The sequence below is a fragment of the Streptomyces sp. NPDC014907 genome (assembly GCF_055562975.1).
The window spans coordinates 421,874-436,705 of the sequence record NZ_JBVHEG010000002.1; the positions used below are offsets into that span (position 1 = coordinate 421,874).

A 14,832-nucleotide genomic window follows, 5' to 3' on the forward strand; every position below is an offset into this window, starting at 1 on the left:
GCGGCCACCCTAAGGAGCCCCCTGGGGCGGCCGTCCACCGGGTTCGTCCGTCCTCTTTCCCGTACGCCGCTCCGCACGGGACGGACGGACGCGCCGCCGGGGAGGAAGAACGGACGGGCGGCCGTCGTCCGGCCCGGTGACGGCGCGCGGGCACCGGCACCGGCCTCCGGGGCGGGTCTTGGGGCGGGCCCCGGGGCGGGCCCTAGCTCCAGCGACCCGTGCGCCCCAGGACCAGGGCCGCCGCCGCCGTACCGGCCGTGGAGGTGCGCAGCACGCTGCGGCCCAGCCGGTACGGCTTCGCCCCGGCCGCCTCGAAGACGGACAGCTCCTCCGGGGAGACCCCGCCCTCGGGGCCGACGACCAGCACGACCGAGCCCTTCGCGGGGAGGCCGGCGGTGGCGAGCGCGCCGCTGGGGTGGTCGCGGTCCTCGTGCAGGACGGCCGCGAAGTCGGCCTCCGCGAGGAGGGCGGCGACCTGCTTGGTCGTCATGAGGTCCGCGACCTCGGGGAAGCGGGTGCGGCGGGACTGCTTGCCGGCCTCGCGCGCGGTGGACCGCCACTTGGCGAGGGCCTTGAGGCCCCGGTCGCCCTTCCACTGGGTGATGCAGCGGGAGGCGGCCCACGGGACGATCGCGTCCACGCCGGTCTCCGTCATGGTCTCGACGGCCAGCTCGCCCCGGTCTCCCTTGGGGAGCGCCTGGACGACGGTGATCCGGGGCTCCTCCCCGGGGTCCTCGTGGACCTCCGCGATCCGCACGGTGAGCCGGTCCTTGCCCTCGGCGGCGAGCACCTCGCAGGCGGCCCAGCGGCCCCGGCCGTCGGCGAGGACGAGCTCCTCGCCCTCCCGCAGCCGCTTCACGGAGACGGCGTGCCGGCCCTCGGGGCCGTCCAGGAGGAAGGTCCCGGCGCCGGGGACGGCGTCGACGACGAAGACGGGTGCGGTCATGGGGTGCTCCTGTGGGACAGCTCGGAGAGCGCGGTGCCGAGTTCGGCGGCGAGGACCTCGACCAGCCGCCCGGCGGGGAGTTCGCGGGCCAGGCGGTGGCCCTGGCCCGCCCACAGGGCCATGCCCTGGGCGTCGCCCGCGCCGGCGGCGGCCCGGCGGAGGGGGGCGGTGAGGTGGTGGACCTCGGGGTAGGCGGCGGGGGCGTACGGCCCGTGCTCGCACATGAAGCGGTTGACGAGCCCGCGCGCCGGACGCCCGGAGAAGGCCCGGGTGAGGGCGGTCCGGGTGAACAGCGGGTCCGTCAGGGCCTGTTTGTGCAGCGGGTGGGCGCCCGACTCCGGGCAGGGCAGGAAGGCGGTGCCGAGCTGCGCGGCGTCGGCCCCGGCGGCGAGGACGGCGGCGATCTGGGCGCCGCGCATGATCCCGCCGGCGGCGACGACGGGCAGTCCCACGCTCTCGCGGACCTGGGTGACGAGGGTGAGCAGTCCGGTGCCGGGCGCGCCGTCCTCGTCCGGGTCGTCGCGGTGCGTGCCCTGGTGTCCGCCGGCCTCGACGCCCTGGACGCAGACGGCGTCGGCACCGGCGCGCTCGGCGGCCAGGGCCTCCTCGGCGGAGGTGACGGTGACGACCGTGTACGTGCCCGCGCGGGCGAAGGAGGCGAGGACCTCGGACGCGGGGCAGCCGAAGGTGAAGGAGACGACCGGGACCGGGTCCTCCAGGAGGATGGCCAGCTTGGCGTCGTAGGCGTCGTCGCGGGAGTCGTCGGTCCCGCCGAGCGGGGTCTCGTACCAGGCGGCCTCGCCCGCGAGCTGGTGGCGGTACACCTCGACGGCGGCGGGGTCGGCGGCCGGGCCGTCCCCGGGCACGAAGAGGTTGACCCCGAAGGGGCGCGCAGTGAGCCCGCGTACCCGTTTGACCTCCTGGTACAGGCTTCCGGCGGTCTTGTAGCCACCGGCCAGGAAGCCGAGCGCCCCGGCCTCGCAGACGGCTCCGGCGAGTTCGGGACAGGAGGCGCCACCCGCCATGGGGGCCTGCACGATCGGGAACCGGGAGAGGCCGTTCAGTGCGGTGGTGGACATACGGGCATCGTTTCATGCCGCCGCGCGGGGGCGGGAAAGGGCCGGGCACGGGAGGGGGGCGGCACCGGAGTGCCGCCCCTCTCCCCGCCGTCTCCGGCCGGACGCCCGTCAGCGTCCGTTGAACGCGTCCTTCAGCCGCGAGAACAGCCCCTGCTGTCCCGGGTGGAACTGGCCGGTGGGCCGTTCCTCGCCGCGCAGCTTGGCCAGCTCGCGCAGGAGGCGCTCCTGCTCGGCGTCGAGCTTGTTCGGGGTCTGGACCTCGACGTGCACGACGAGGTCGCCGCGCCCGTTGCCCCGCAGGTGGGTGACGCCGCGCCCGTGCAGGGGGATCGACTGGCCGGACTGGGTGCCGGGCCGGATGTCGATCTCCTCGATGCCGTCGAGGGTCTGCAGCGGCACCTTGGTGCCGAGCGCGCCCGCCGTCATCGGGATCGTCACCGTGCAGTGCAGGTCGTCGCCGCGCCGCTGGAACGTGTCGTGCGGGGTCTCGTGGATCTCGACGTACAGGTCGCCGGCGGGGCCGCCGCCGGGGCCGACCTCGCCCTCGCCCGCGAGCTGGATGCGGGTGCCGTTGTCGACGCCGGCCGGGATCTTGACCGTGAGGGTGCGGCGGGAGCGGACCCGTCCGTCGCCCGCGCACTCGGGGCACGGGGTCGGGACGACGGTGCCGAAGCCCTGGCACTGCGGGCAGGGGCGGGAGGTCATGACCTGGCCCAGGAAGGAACGGGTGACCTGGGAGACCTCGCCCCGGCCGCGGCACATGTCGCAGGTCTGCGCGGAGGTGCCGGGCGCGGCGCCCTCGCCCGAGCAGGTCGCGCAGACGACGGCCGTGTCGACCTGGATGTCCTTGGTGGTGCCGAAGGCCGCCTCGTTGAGGTCGATCTCCAGACGGATCATGGCGTCCTGGCCGCGGCGGGTGCGCGAGCGCGGGCCGCGCTGCGAGGCCGTGCCGAAGAAGGCGTCCATGATGTCGGAGAAGTTGCCGAAGCCACCGGCTCCGAAGCCGCCCGCGCCGCCTCCGCCGGAGGACGAGAGCGGGTCGCCGCCGAGGTCGTAGACCTGCTTCTTCTGCGGGTCCGAGAGGACCTCGTAGGCGGCGTTGATCTCCTTGAAGCGTTCCTGCGTCTTCGGATCGGGATTGACGTCCGGGTGCAGCTCGCGCGCGAGCCTCCGGAAGGCCTTCTTGATCTCGTCCTGGGACGCGTCGCGGCGCACGCCGAGTACGGCGTAGTAGTCCGTGGCCACTTACGACTCCGCCAGGATCTGTCCGACGTAACGTGCCACTGCGCGTACCGCTCCCATCGTTCCGGGGTAGTCCATGCGGGTCGGGCCGACCACGCCGAGTTTGGCGACTGTCTCGCCGCCCGAACCGTAGCCGACCGAGACGACGGACGTGGAGCTCAGCCCCTCGTGGGCGTTCTCGTGCCCGATGCGTACGGTCATGCCCGATTCCTTGGCCTCGCCGAGCAGCTTGAGGAGCACGACCTGCTCCTCCAGAGCCTCCAGGACGGGCCTGATCATCAGGGGGAAGTCGTGTCCGAAGCGGGTGAGATTGGCGGTGCCGCCGATCATCAGCCGCTCCTCGTGCTCCTCGACGAGGCTTTCGAGGAGGGTCGCGAGCACGGTCGAGACCGTGGCGCGGTCCTCGGCCTCCTCGAAGGACTCGGGGAGGTCCTGCACCAGCTGCGGCACGTCGGCGAAGCGACGGCCGACGACCCGGCTGTTGAGCCGGGCCCGCAGGTCGGCGAGGGAGGTCTCGCCGAAGGGCGCCGGGCAGTCCACGAGCCGCTGTTCGACCCGGCCGGTGTCCGTGATGAGGACGAGCATCAGGCGGGCGGGGGCCAGCGAGAGCAGTTCCACGTGCCGGACGGTCGAACGGGTCAGCGAGGGGTACTGGACGACGGCGACCTGACGGGTCAGCTGCGCGAGCAGCCGGACCGTGCGGCCGACGACGTCGTCCAGGTCGACCGCGCCGTCGAGGAAGTTGTGGATGGCCCGCCGTTCGGGCGTCGACAGCGGCTTGACGCCCGCGAGCCGGTCCACGAACAGCCGGTAGCCCTTGTCGGTCGGGATGCGGCCGGCGCTGGTGTGGGGCTGGGCGATGTAGCCCTCGTCCTCCAGCACGGCCATGTCGTTGCGCACGGTGGCGGGCGACACGCCGAGCTTGTGGCGCTCCGTGAGCGCCTTGGAGCCGACGGGCTCCTCCGTCCCGACATAGTCCTGGACGATGGCGCGCAGCACTTCGAGTCTGCGTTCGCTGAGCATCGTGCGCACCTCCAGCTGTCGTCGTCGTTCCGGTTGCTCCGCTTTTGGCACTCGCCGTGTCCGAGTGCCAACGGGCCCCGGCCAGTGTACGGCGGCACACAACGCTCCTGGCAAGGAGGCGGCGCCCCACCGGTTAGCGTCGCCGCATGGATGTGGACTGGGAAGCGTGCGGATGGGAACGGCTCGCGGACGGGGTGGGCCGGCGACGGCTGCCCCGGTGGGACGCCACGGTGGGCCTCGTCCTGGGGGAACGGGCGGTGCTCCTGTACGACACGGGGTCGTCGCTCACCGAGGGCGCGGAGCTGCGGGCGCAGGTGGCGGAACTCACGGGCGGACGGAGGGTGACGCACATCGCACTGGGCCATCCGCACTTCGACCACGTGTTCGGCGCGGCTGCCTTCTCGGGCGCGGAGGTCCTCGGCGCGGTCGGGACGGACGAACTGCTCGGCCGGGAACGGGACCGGGAGGCGCTGCGCGCGGACGCGGTGCGGAACGGCCTGGACCCGGAGGCCGCGGCGGAGGCGGCGGACGTGCTGGTGGCGCCGAAGCACGTGGTCTCCGGCGAGCGGACCCTCGACCTGGGCGGCCGGCAGGTGCTCCTGGCGAACGTCGGCCCCGGGCACACGGGCCACGACCTGGTGCTCCTGGTCCCCGGCCCGCCCGAGGTGGTCTTCTGCGGGGACCTGGTGGAGGAGTCGGGCGAGCCGCAGGCGGGTCCGGACGCGATCCCGTCCCGCTGGCCCGACGCCCTGGACCGGCTCCTCGCGCTCGGCGGCGAGGACGCGGTGTACGTGCCGGGGCACGGGGCGGTGGTGGACGCCTCGTTCGTGCGGCGCCAGCGGGAGGAACTGGCACACCGCTTCGAGGTGTCATAACGTCCTGCGAATGCGCAGCTACAACCCGGACCTGACGCCCCCCTGGAAGCGCCCGGCGCCCGTCCCGGAGGTCCCGGCCGACCGGGACCTCGTCGTGGAGGAGGTCGCGACGGGCTTCTGCGGGGCGGTGATCCGCTGCGAGGCCGGCACGGTCACCCTGGAGGACCGCTTCGGCAAGCACCGGGTCTTCCCGCTGGAACCGCGCGGCTTCCTCCTGGAGGGGAAGGTCGTGACCCTGGTCCGCCCCTCCGCCGCCCCGGCGCGCCCCACCCGCACGGCCTCCGGCTCGGTGGCGGTGCCGGGCGCACGCGCGCGCGTGGCGCGGGCGGGCCGGATCTACGTCGAGGGCCGCCACGACGCGGAACTGGTCGAGCGGGTCTGGGGCGACGACCTGCGGATCGAGGGCGTGGTCGTGGAGTACCTGGAGGGCGTGGACGACCTGCCGGCGATCGTCGCGGAGTTCGGTCCGGGGCCCGACGCGCGCCTCGGCGTCCTGGTGGACCACCTGGTCCCGGGCTCGAAGGAGTCCCGGATCGCGGCGCGCGTGACCTCGCCGGACGTGCTGGTCGTCGGCCACCCGTACATCGACGTCTGGGAGGCGGTGAAGCCGTCCTCGGTGGGCATCCCCGCCTGGCCGGCGGTCCCGCGCGGCCAGGACTGGAAGACGGGCGTCTGCCGCGCCCTGGGCTGGCCGGAGAACACGGGCGCGGCCTGGCAGCACGTCCTGTCGCGGGTCACCTCGTACAAGGACCTGGAGCCGGCGCTGCTGGGCCGGGTGGAGGAGCTGATCGACTTCGTGACGGCGCCGTAGGGGCCGCCCTCAGTCCACCAGGTCCCGCACCACCGCGTCCGCGAGCAGCCGCCCCCGCAGGGTCAGGACGGCCCGCCCGGCCCCGTACGGGCCGGGGTCCAGGAGGCCGCCCTCCAGGGCCTTGCGGGAGGCGGCGAGCCCCGCGGGCCTGAGCAGGGCCAGCTCGACCCCGTCCCGGAGGCGCAGCTCCAGCAGGATCCGCTCCACCCGCCGGTCCTCCCCGGAGAGGAGCTCGCGTCCGGCACCGGGCGACCTGCCGGCGGCGAGGGCCGCCGCGTACGTCCCCGGGTGCTTCACGTTCCACCAGCGGACCCCGCCCACGTGGCTGTGGGCGCCGGGTCCCGCGCCCCACCAGTCGGCGCCGCGCCAGTACAGCTCGTTGTGGAGGCAGCGCCCGGCCTCCGAAGTGGCCCAGTTGGACACCTCGTACCACTCGAAACCGGCCCCGCCCAGGACGGAGTCGGCCATCAGGTACCGGTCGGCGTGCACGTCGTCGTCGGTCATCGGGACCTCGCCGCGCCGGATGCGGCGGGCCAGCTGCGTGCCCTCCTCGACGATCAGGGCGTAGGCGCTGACGTGGTCGGGGCCGGCGCCGATCGCCGCGTCGAGCGAGGCCCGCCAGTCGTCGTCGGTCTCGCCGGGCGTGCCGTAGATCAGGTCGAGGTTGACGTGGTCGAACCCGGCGGCCCGCGCCTCCGCGACGCACGCCTCCGGCCGTCCGGGCGTGTGGGTGCGGTCGAGGACCTTCAGGACGTGCTGCCGGGAGCTCTGCATCCCGAAGGAGACCCGGTTGAAGCCGCCCTCGCGCAGCTCCGCCAGGTAGGCGGGGTCGACCGACTCCGGGTTGGCCTCGGTCGTGACCTCGGCGTCGTCCGCGAGTCCGAACTCGTCGCGGATCGCCCCCAGCATCCGGACGAGGTCGCCGGCGGCGAGCAGCGTGGGCGTGCCGCCGCCGACGAAGACGGTCCGCACCGGCCTGGGGTCGTCCCCGAGGACCTTCCGGGCGAGCCGGACCTCCTCCACGACCTGTCCGGCGTAGTTGTCCCGGGAGGCGAGCACGCCCCCCGTGCCGCGCAGCTCGCTCGCCGTGTAGGTGTTGAAGTCGCAGTAGCCGCAGCGCGTCGCGCAGTACGGCACGTGCAGGTAGAACCCGAGCGGGCGCTCCCCGGCCCCTTCCAGGGCGTGCGGGGGCAGCGCCCCGTCCTCGGGAACGGTCTCACCATCGGGCAGTACGGAAGGCATGGGCCCATTGTCCCGTACCGCCCGGGGTGAACCGCCGGCCCGCCGGCCGGGGACGCCGCTCAGGCCTCCCGCGAGCCCGCGTACATCTCCTCGATGAGGTGCTTGTACTCCCGCTCCACCACCGGCCGCTTCAGCTTCAGCGACGGGGTCAGCTCGCCGTGCTCGATGTCGAGGTCGCGCGGCAGCAGGCGGAACTTCTTGATCGTCTGCCAGCGCTGGAGGCCCTCGTTGAGGCGGTCCACGTAGCCCTGGACGAGCTTCTGGGTCTGCGGGGCGGCGACGACCTCGGCGTACGTCCTGCCCCCGAGGCCGTGCTCGGCGGCCCAGCCCAGGATGGCGGGCTCGTCGAGGGCGATCAGGGCGGTGCAGAAGTTCCGGTCGGCGCCGTGGACGAGGATGTTCGAGACGAACGGGCAGACCGCCTTGAACTGGCCCTCGACCTCGGCCGGCGCGATGTACTTGCCGCCGGACGTCTTGATCAGGTCCTTCTTGCGGTCGGTGATCCGCAGGTAGCCGTCGGCGGACAGCTCTCCGATGTCGCCGGTGTGGAACCAGCCGTCGGACTCCAGGACCTCGGCCGTCTTCTCCGGCAGGCCGTGGTAGCCCTCCATGATGCCGGGGCCGCGCAGCAGGATCTCGCCGTCGTCCGCGATCCGGACCTCGGTGCCGGGCAGCGGCTTGCCGACGGTGCCGGTGCGGTACGCCTCGCCCGGGTTGACGAAGGAGGCGGCGGAGGACTCCGTGAGGCCGTACCCCTCCAGGATGTGGATGCCCGCGCCGGAGAAGAAGTAGCCGATCTCGGGGGCGAGGGCGGCGGAGCCGGAGACGCACGCGCGCAGGTTGCCGCCGAAGGCCTCGCGGATCTTGCCGTAGACGAGGGCGTCGGCGACCTTGTGCCGGGCGGTGAGGCCGAAGGGCGCGGAGGCGGTGCCGGTGCGGAGGAAGTTGTCCTGGGTGGTCCTGGCGTACTCGCGGGCGACTCCGGCCGCCCACTGGAAGATCTTGTACTTGGCCCCGCCGCCGGCGCGGGCCTTGGCGGCGACCCCGTTGTAGACCTTCTCGAAGATGCGGGGCACGGCCGCCATGTAGGTCGGCCGGACCACCGGAAGGTTCTCGATGATCTTGTCGACGCGGCCGTCGACGGCGGTGACGTGGCCGACCTCGATCTGGCCCGAGGTGAGGACCTTGCCGAAGACGTGGGCCAGCGGCAGCCACAGGTACTGCACGTCCTCCGGGGTGACGAGGCCGGTCGCGGCGATGGCCCTGGCCATGTACGCCCAGTTGTCGTGCGGGAGGCGGACGCCCTTGGGGCGGCCGGTGGTGCCCGACGTGTAGATGAGCGTGGCGAGCTGCGTGGAGGTGATCGCGGAGACCCGCTCCTTGACCGCCTCCGGGTGCTTCTCCAGGTACACCCGGCCACGTTCCTCCAGGTCGGCGAGGGAGAGGACCCACTCGCCGTCGGCCTCGACACCGGTGGCGTCGACGACGACCACGTGGTGCAGGCCGGGCAGGTCGGCGCGGCGCTCGACGGCCTTGGCGAGCTGGGCGGCGTCCTCGGCGATGAGGACCCCCGACTCGGAGTCGGAGAGGATGAACGCCGACTCCTCGGCGTTGGTCTGCGGATAGACCGTGGTGGTCGCGGCGCCCGCGCACATCACGCCGAGGTCCGCGAGGATCCACTCCACCCGGGTGGAGGAGGCGAGGGCGACCCGCTCCTCGGGCCGCACGCCCAGGTCGATCAGGCCGGCGGCGATCGCGTAGACCCGTTCGGCGGCCTGTCCCCAGCTGAGCGACTTCCACTCGTCCGGGCCGGACCCGGACGCGGCGGGGACCGGGTAGCGGTAGGCCTCCGCGTCGGGAGTCCGCTCGACTCGCTCAAGGAAGAGGGTCGCCACGGAGGGCGGCCGGTTCTCGATCTGGGTCTGTGTGTCGCTCACGACGTCCTCCGGGCGGCGGCGGTGCCTTCTGGTGGTGCGTAACTAACTGGCGAGTAACCTTCGAGCCGGGTTCAGACTAGAGCGCGGGGGTCGGACGCGTAAGGTCTTGCAGGTCGTCGCTTCATAACGAACGGGTCCACGCGCGCTCGCGCGTGGACCCGTTCGCCGCACGGGGCGGCCGTCGCGGACTCCGGACCGGTTCCGGTTCAGGTCCGTTCCCGGTCCGCCCCGGTTCGTCCGCCCGTGGCTACTTCTTCCCCTTGCCGGAGGACTCGTCGCTCGACAGGACGGCGATGAAGGCCTCCTGCGGCACCTCCACCGAACCGACCATCTTCATGCGCTTCTTGCCTTCCTTCTGCTTCTCCAGCAGCTTCCGCTTGCGGGAGATGTCACCGCCGTAGCACTTGGCGAGGACGTCCTTGCGGATGGCGCGGATGGTCTCGCGGGCGATGACCCGGGAGCCGATCGCGGCCTGGATCGGCACCTCGAAGGCCTGCCGCGGAATGAGCTCGCGCAGCTTCGCGACGAGCCGCACGCCGTAGGCGTACGCCGCGTCCTTGTGGGTGACGGCGGAGAAGGCGTCCACCTTGTCGCCGTGCAGCAGGATGTCGACCTTGACCAGGCTGGACGCCTGCTCGCCCGTGGGCTCGTAGTCGAGGGAGGCGTACCCGCGCGTCTTGGACTTCAGCTGGTCGAAGAAGTCGAAGACGATCTCCGCGAGGGGCAGGGTGTAGCGGATCTCGACCCGGTCCTCGGAGAGGTAGTCCATGCCGATCAGGGTGCCGCGCCGGTTCTGGCAGAGCTCCATGATCGCGCCGATGAACTCGCTGGGCGCGAGGATCGTCGCGCGGACGACCGGCTCGTACACCTTGTCGATCTTGCCCTCGGGGAACTCGCTCGGGTTCGTGACCGTGTGCTCGCTGCCGTCCTCCATGAGCACGCGGTAGACCACGTTGGGGGCGGTGGCGATCAGGTCGAGGCCGAACTCGCGCTCCAGGCGCTCGCGGATCACGTCCAGGTGGAGCAGGCCGAGGAAGCCGACGCGGAAGCCGAAGCCGAGCGCCGCGGAGGTCTCCGGCTCGTAGACGAGCGCGGCGTCGTTGAGCTGGAGCTTGTCCAGGGCCTCGCGCAGGTCCGGGTACTCCGAGCCGTCCAGCGGGTAGAGGCCCGAGAAGACCATCGGCTTCGGGTCCTTGTAGCCGCCGAGCGCCTCGGTGGCGCCCTTGGACTGCGAGGTGATCGTGTCGCCGACCTTGGACTGGCGGACGTCCTTCACACCGGTGATGAGGTAGCCCACCTCACCGACGCCCAGGCCGTCGGCCGGCAGCATCTCCGGCGAGTTGGTGCCGATCTCCAGGAGCTCGTGGGTGGCGCCGGTCGACATCATCTTGATGCGCTCGCGCTTGTTGAGCTGCCCGTCGATGACGCGCACGTAGGTGACGACGCCCCGGTAGGAGTCGTAGACCGAGTCGAAGATCATCGCGCGGGCGGGGGCGTCGGCGACGCCGACCGGCGCCGGCACGTCCCGGACGACGCGGTCGAGCAGCGCCTCGACGCCCAGACCGGTCTTCGCGGAGACCTTGAGCACGTCCTCGGGCTGGCACCCGATGAGGTTGGCCAGCTCCTCGGCGAACTTCTCCGGCTGCGCGGCCGGCAGGTCGATCTTGTTGAGGACCGGGACGATGGTGAGGTCGTTCTCCATCGCCAGGTACAGGTTGGCGAGCGTCTGCGCCTCGATGCCCTGGGCCGCGTCCACCAGCAGGATCGTGCCCTCGCAGGCCGCCAGCGACCGCGAGACCTCGTAGGTGAAGTCGACGTGGCCGGGGGTGTCGATCATGTTCAGGATGTGCGTACTGCCCTGGGCCGGCCCCTCGGTCGGCGCCCAGGGCAGCCGGACCGCCTGGGACTTGATCGTGATGCCGCGCTCCCGCTCGATGTCCATCCGGTCGAGGTACTGAGCACGCATCTGCCGCTGGTCGACCACACCGGTGAGCTGGAGCATCCGGTCGGCGAGTGTGGACTTGCCGTGGTCGATGTGCGCGATGATGCAGAAGTTGCGGATCAGAGCCGGGTCGGTACGGCTCGGCTCGGGCACGTGGGGAGGAGTCGCGGGCACGCAGGGTCTCGTCTCGGGGCGATGTCGGATCGATACGTAGGCTCCATGGTCCCATGCCCGGCGGCCGACGACCGGTTTGGGCGGCCCCACGGGGGGCTGATACCGTGGACAGCTGTGTCCCGTGTGCCCTCTCAGCCGCGAGGCGCATCCAGAAGGAACACCGAACCTGTAAAGGCTCTTTTCGTGGCGAACATCAAGTCCCAGATCAAGCGGAACAAGACGAACGAGAAGGCGCGCCTGCGCAACAAGGCCGTCAAGTCCTCGCTCAAGACCGCGATCCGCAAGGCCCGTGAGGCTGTCGCCGCCGGCGACCTCGAGAAGGCCACCGTCGCTGCTCGTGCCGCCTCGCGTCAGCTCGACAAGGCTGTCTCGAAGGGTGTCATCCACAAGAACGCCGCCGCCAACAAGAAGTCGGCGCTGGCCATCAAGGTTGCCTCCCTCCAGGGCTGAGCTCTGATGTGAACGGCCGTACGGGACTCGGCGGGCCCTCTCTCCCGCCCCCGCCCGGCCACCCCGGGTTCGTGCGCGGACGCGTTCGCCACGCGGGTACGAGCCCACCGGCTTGAACGCCGAAGGCCCCGTCGTCTCCTTCCCCGGGAGACGGCGGGGCCTTCGGCGTGCGCGGCCCCCGGACCCCGCGAGGAGGGGGAGGGACGGCCCGCACCCCTGTGCCTCCGTGCCTCCGGTCCCCCGTACCCCGGCCCCCACCCTCCCGGGCGGCCACGCGCCGCCGGTCCTGGCCGGCCCGACGCCCACCGCCGCTCGCGGGTGATCGTCCGCAGCCGCTCATGGGGAATCTTCCGGCGCCGCTCGTGGCTGATGGTCCGCAGCTGCTCGCGGCGATCGTCCGGCACGGCTCGTGGCTGATCGACCGGCGCCGCTCGTGGCTGATCGCGGCCGTGCCGGAAGCGCGTCCGGCGTGGGCGTGCCGGGTACGGGCCCGGCGGGCCGCAACGGGGTGTACCGGGTACGGGCCCGGCGGGGGTGCCGGGTACGAACCCAACGGGGTGTACGGGTACGGGCCCGGCGGGCCGCACTCGGCACCGGGGCCCGCGTCAGGCGCCCCGGCGCATCCTCGCCGCCCGGGCCACCGCCACGACCGCCTTCTCCAGGGCGTACTCCGGGTCGTCGCCGCCGCCCTTCACCCCCGCGTCCGCCTCGGCGACCGCGCGCAGCGCCAGCGCGACCCCGTCCGGGGTCCAGCCGCGCATCTGCTGGCGCACGCGGTCGATCTTCCAGGGCGGCATGCCCAGCTCCCGCGCCAGGTCGGCGGGACGGCCGCCCCTGGCCGAGGAGAGCTTCCCGATGGCCCGCACGCCCTGCGCGAGCGCACTGGTGATCAGCACGGGCGCGACTCCGGTCGAGAGCGACCAGCGCAGGGCCTCCAGGGCCTCGGCCGCCCGTCCCTCGACGGCGCGGTCGGCGACGTTGAAGGAGGACGCCTCGGCGCGGCCCGTGTAGTACCGCCCGACGACGGCTTCGTCGATCGTCCCGTCCACGTCGGAGGTCAGCTGGGCGACGGCGGACGCCAGCTCCCGCAGATCGCTGCCGATCGAGTCGACGAGGGCCTGGCAGGCCTCCGGCGTGGCGGAACGCCCCAGCGCCCGGAACTCCTGCCGCACGAACGTCAGCCGCTCCGCCGGCTTCGTCGTCTTCGGGCAGGCCACCTCCCGCGCCCCCGCCTTGCGCGCGGCGTCGAGCAGCCCCTTGCCCTTGGCGCCGCCCGCGTGGAGCAGGACGAGGGAGATGTCCTCGACCGGATCGCCGAGGTAGGCCTTGACGTCCTTGACCGCCTCGGCGGAGAGGTCCTGGGCGTTCCGCACGACCAGGACCTTGCGCTCGGCGAAGAGCGAGGGGCTGGTGAGTTCCACGAGCGCCCCGGGCTGGAGCTGTTCGGGCGCGAGGTCGCGCACGTCCGTGTCGGCGTCGGCGGCACGCGCGGCCGCCACCACCTCCTGGACGACGCGGTCGAGGAGCAGGTCCTCCTGCCCCACGGCGAGCGTCACGGGGCCGAGGAGGTCGTCGGGGGAAGTCTTTCTGGTGGCCATCGCGCTCCAGCATCCCACGGGCCACCGACAGCCCGGGTCACGGACGGCGGGCGTCGGCGACCCGCGGGAGGTGGGGTCCACGGGCGGCCGTGACCGAGAATGGCGGGGTGAGTGAACGACACGTACTGGTGCTCCCCGACCGCGACGCCGCCGAGGAGGTCGCCGGGGAGCTTCCCGACCGCTTCGGCGTCGCCGAGGAACCCCAGCTCGTACGGGACGCCCTGGCCGGGGAGGACGACGCCGAGGACGCGCAGTGGCTGGTGGTCGTCGAGGACCCCGACGGCCGCCTCGACCCTGCGGCCCTCGACGGACTCGCCGCCGAGTACGAGGGCTGGCTGGAAGCGCCTTAGCCGGGCTGCCGGTTCTTGGGCACGATCTGGACGTCGAGGTCGATGGCGATGCTGGACCCGACGACCGCGATGCCGCGCGCGAGCAGCGTCTGCCAGGTGAGGGTGAAGTCCTCCCGGTGCAGCTCGGTGGTGGCCCGGCAGGCGCACCGCGTCTCGCCCTCCAGCCCGCTCCCGATGCCCATGTACTGGGTGTCGAGCGTCACCGTGCGGCTCACCCCGTGGAGGGTGAGCGCTCCGGTGACGGCCCAGCGGCTGCCGCCCCGGTGGGTGAAGCGCTCGCTGTAGAACTCCAGCGTCGGGTAGACGCCGACGTCGAGGAAGTCGCCGGAGCGCAGGTGGTCGTCGCGCATGCGCAGCCCGGTGTCGATGGAGGCCGCGTCGATGACGACGTGCATCGCGGAGTCCTCCATGCGGTCGGCGATCCGCACCGCGCCCGCGAAGCTGTTGAACCGGCCGTGGACGCGGGCCAGTCCGATGTGCCGGGCCGTGAACCCGATCTGCGAGTGCGCCGGGTCGATCTCCCAGTCGCCCGGCTCCGGGAGCTGGGGCTGCGGGGCGACCTGGAGCAGAACGTCACCGAGGCCGGTGTGTCCGCCCTCGGTGACGACGGCGGTGCCGTGCTGCGGGGTGTACCCCTCGGCGGTGACCACCAGCCGGTACTCGCCCGCCGGCACGGTCGCGAACGCGCTGCCGTACGGGTCGGTCTCCCCGGACAGCACCTTGCGCCCGGCGGTGTCGCTGATGACGAACTCGGCCTGCCGGACCGGTTGATGCACGGGGTCGAGAACCCGGCAGCTCAGCACTCCCGCCGAGGACGGGACGACGAGGCCGGCGAGCGGTCCGCCCCGGGCGGCACCCGCCGCACGCTTCCCGAAGAGACGATCGAACATTCTTCACATACCCCTGTGCGGTTCATTCATTATGCAACGAAGTCGCATTCGAACACCATTGACCCGTTCGAGGCAAACGAGTCAAGTGTCGGCAACTGTTACCGAGGGTCCGAATTGAGCGTCCGGGACGTACGGCAGACGAACGGGCGGCCCGGCCGGGGACCGGCGTCACCGGCACCCGGCCGTGGAAACGGCGGCCCCACACGGTGGGCCCGCACGAACGGTCCACACAGCCGGTCCACGTGGTCGATTCACACGGCCGGCCCGCACGGC

At 72.7% G+C, this 14,832-nt stretch carries 13 protein-coding genes; 4 read left to right on the top strand and 9 right to left on the bottom strand.

Features of this window, described 5'->3' with window-relative positions:
- Window positions 1-202: 202 nt before the first annotated feature.
- The 4 genes from ACZ3IL_RS07375 to hrcA all read right to left on the bottom strand — a co-directional run bounded on the left by ACZ3IL_RS07375 (window position 203) and on the right by hrcA (window position 4,290).
- Complete coding sequence (locus ACZ3IL_RS07375) at window positions 203-946, bottom strand: 16S rRNA (uracil(1498)-N(3))-methyltransferase (protein WP_467387547.1); 744 nt, start codon at window positions 944-946, stop codon at window positions 203-205.
- Complete coding sequence (locus ACZ3IL_RS07380; protein WP_467387549.1) at window positions 943-2,025, bottom strand: nitronate monooxygenase; 1,083 nt, start codon at window positions 2,023-2,025, stop codon at window positions 943-945. The genes ACZ3IL_RS07375 and ACZ3IL_RS07380 overlap by 4 nt, the downstream gene beginning before the upstream one ends.
- A gap of 108 nt (window positions 2,026-2,133) precedes the next feature.
- Window positions 2,134-3,270, bottom strand: a complete 1,137-nt coding sequence (gene dnaJ, locus ACZ3IL_RS07385; protein WP_467387550.1) for a molecular chaperone DnaJ — start codon at window positions 3,268-3,270, stop codon at window positions 2,134-2,136.
- A complete protein-coding gene (hrcA, locus tag ACZ3IL_RS07390; RefSeq protein ID WP_388693193.1) occupies window positions 3,271-4,290 on the bottom strand; it encodes a heat-inducible transcriptional repressor HrcA in 1,020 nt (339 codons plus the stop codon).
- 146 nt (window positions 4,291-4,436) lie between these two features.
- Here hrcA and ACZ3IL_RS07395 point away from each other — a divergent pair, with 146 nt between their 5' ends.
- Entirely contained in the window at window positions 4,437-5,165 is a 729-nt protein-coding gene (locus ACZ3IL_RS07395; RefSeq protein ID WP_467387551.1) for an MBL fold metallo-hydrolase, read from the top strand.
- Between the two features lie 10 nt (window positions 5,166-5,175).
- Window positions 5,176-5,976: a DUF3097 domain-containing protein gene (locus tag ACZ3IL_RS07400; RefSeq protein WP_467387552.1), complete on the top strand. Its 801-nt coding sequence runs from the start codon at window positions 5,176-5,178 to the stop codon at window positions 5,974-5,976.
- A 9-nt stretch (window positions 5,977-5,985) separates the two neighbouring features.
- Here ACZ3IL_RS07400 and hemW read toward each other — a convergent pair whose 3' ends face one another.
- The 3 genes from hemW to lepA all read right to left on the bottom strand — a co-directional run bounded on the left by hemW (window position 5,986) and on the right by lepA (window position 11,271).
- Window positions 5,986-7,218: a radical SAM family heme chaperone HemW gene (gene hemW, locus ACZ3IL_RS07405; protein ID WP_467387553.1), complete on the bottom strand. Its 1,233-nt coding sequence runs from the start codon at window positions 7,216-7,218 to the stop codon at window positions 5,986-5,988.
- A gap of 59 nt (window positions 7,219-7,277) precedes the next feature.
- Window positions 7,278-9,155, bottom strand: a complete 1,878-nt coding sequence (locus tag ACZ3IL_RS07410) for an AMP-dependent synthetase/ligase (RefSeq protein ID WP_467387555.1) — start codon at window positions 9,153-9,155, stop codon at window positions 7,278-7,280.
- Window positions 9,156-9,402: 247 nt separating this feature from the next.
- Window positions 9,403-11,271, bottom strand: coding sequence for a translation elongation factor 4 (gene lepA / locus ACZ3IL_RS07415; RefSeq protein WP_467387557.1), 1,869 nt, complete (start codon window positions 11,269-11,271; stop codon window positions 9,403-9,405).
- 183 nt (window positions 11,272-11,454) lie between these two features.
- On the opposite strand from lepA, the gene rpsT reads away from it, so the two are divergent.
- On the top strand, window positions 11,455-11,721 hold the full coding sequence (gene rpsT / locus ACZ3IL_RS07420) for a 30S ribosomal protein S20 (protein ID WP_030494120.1): 267 nt from the start codon (window positions 11,455-11,457) through the stop codon (window positions 11,719-11,721).
- A gap of 605 nt (window positions 11,722-12,326) precedes the next feature.
- Here the strand turns inward: rpsT and holA are convergent.
- A complete protein-coding gene (gene holA, locus ACZ3IL_RS07425; RefSeq protein ID WP_467387559.1) occupies window positions 12,327-13,319 on the bottom strand; it encodes a DNA polymerase III subunit delta in 993 nt (330 codons plus the stop codon).
- Between the two features lie 107 nt (window positions 13,320-13,426).
- On the opposite strand from holA, the gene ACZ3IL_RS07430 reads away from it, so the two are divergent.
- Window positions 13,427-13,669, top strand: coding sequence for a hypothetical protein (locus ACZ3IL_RS07430; protein ID WP_125664369.1), 243 nt, complete (start codon window positions 13,427-13,429; stop codon window positions 13,667-13,669).
- On the opposite strand, the gene ACZ3IL_RS07435 is transcribed toward ACZ3IL_RS07430, so the two are convergent.
- The gene (locus tag ACZ3IL_RS07435) at window positions 13,666-14,559 is read right to left on the bottom strand and encodes a YceI family protein (protein WP_467387561.1); all 894 of its coding nucleotides are present in this window, start codon (window positions 14,557-14,559) and stop codon (window positions 13,666-13,668) included. The two genes, ACZ3IL_RS07430 and ACZ3IL_RS07435, sit on opposite strands and share 4 nt — an antisense overlap.
- Window positions 14,560-14,832: the final 273 nt, after the last annotated feature.

Bases quoted from the DNA above. Each gene is read 5' to 3' on its own strand.
- ACZ3IL_RS07395 (WP_467387551.1), top strand. From the start codon at position 4,437: ATGGATGTGGACTGGGAAGCGTGCGGATGGGAACGGCTCGCGGACGGG.
- ACZ3IL_RS07435 (WP_467387561.1), bottom strand. From the start codon at position 14,559: ATGTTCGATCGTCTCTTCGGGAAGCGTGCGGCGGGTGCCGCCCGGGGC.
- ACZ3IL_RS07400 (WP_467387552.1), top strand. From the start codon at position 5,176: ATGCGCAGCTACAACCCGGACCTGACGCCCCCCTGGAAGCGCCCGGCG.
- hemW (WP_467387553.1), bottom strand. From the start codon at position 7,218: ATGCCTTCCGTACTGCCCGATGGTGAGACCGTTCCCGAGGACGGGGCG.
- holA (WP_467387559.1), bottom strand. From the start codon at position 13,319: ATGGCCACCAGAAAGACTTCCCCCGACGACCTCCTCGGCCCCGTGACG.
- ACZ3IL_RS07375 (WP_467387547.1), bottom strand. From the start codon at position 946: ATGACCGCACCCGTCTTCGTCGTCGACGCCGTCCCCGGCGCCGGGACC.
- hrcA (WP_388693193.1), bottom strand. From the start codon at position 4,290: ATGCTCAGCGAACGCAGACTCGAAGTGCTGCGCGCCATCGTCCAGGAC.
- ACZ3IL_RS07380 (WP_467387549.1), bottom strand. From the start codon at position 2,025: ATGTCCACCACCGCACTGAACGGCCTCTCCCGGTTCCCGATCGTGCAG.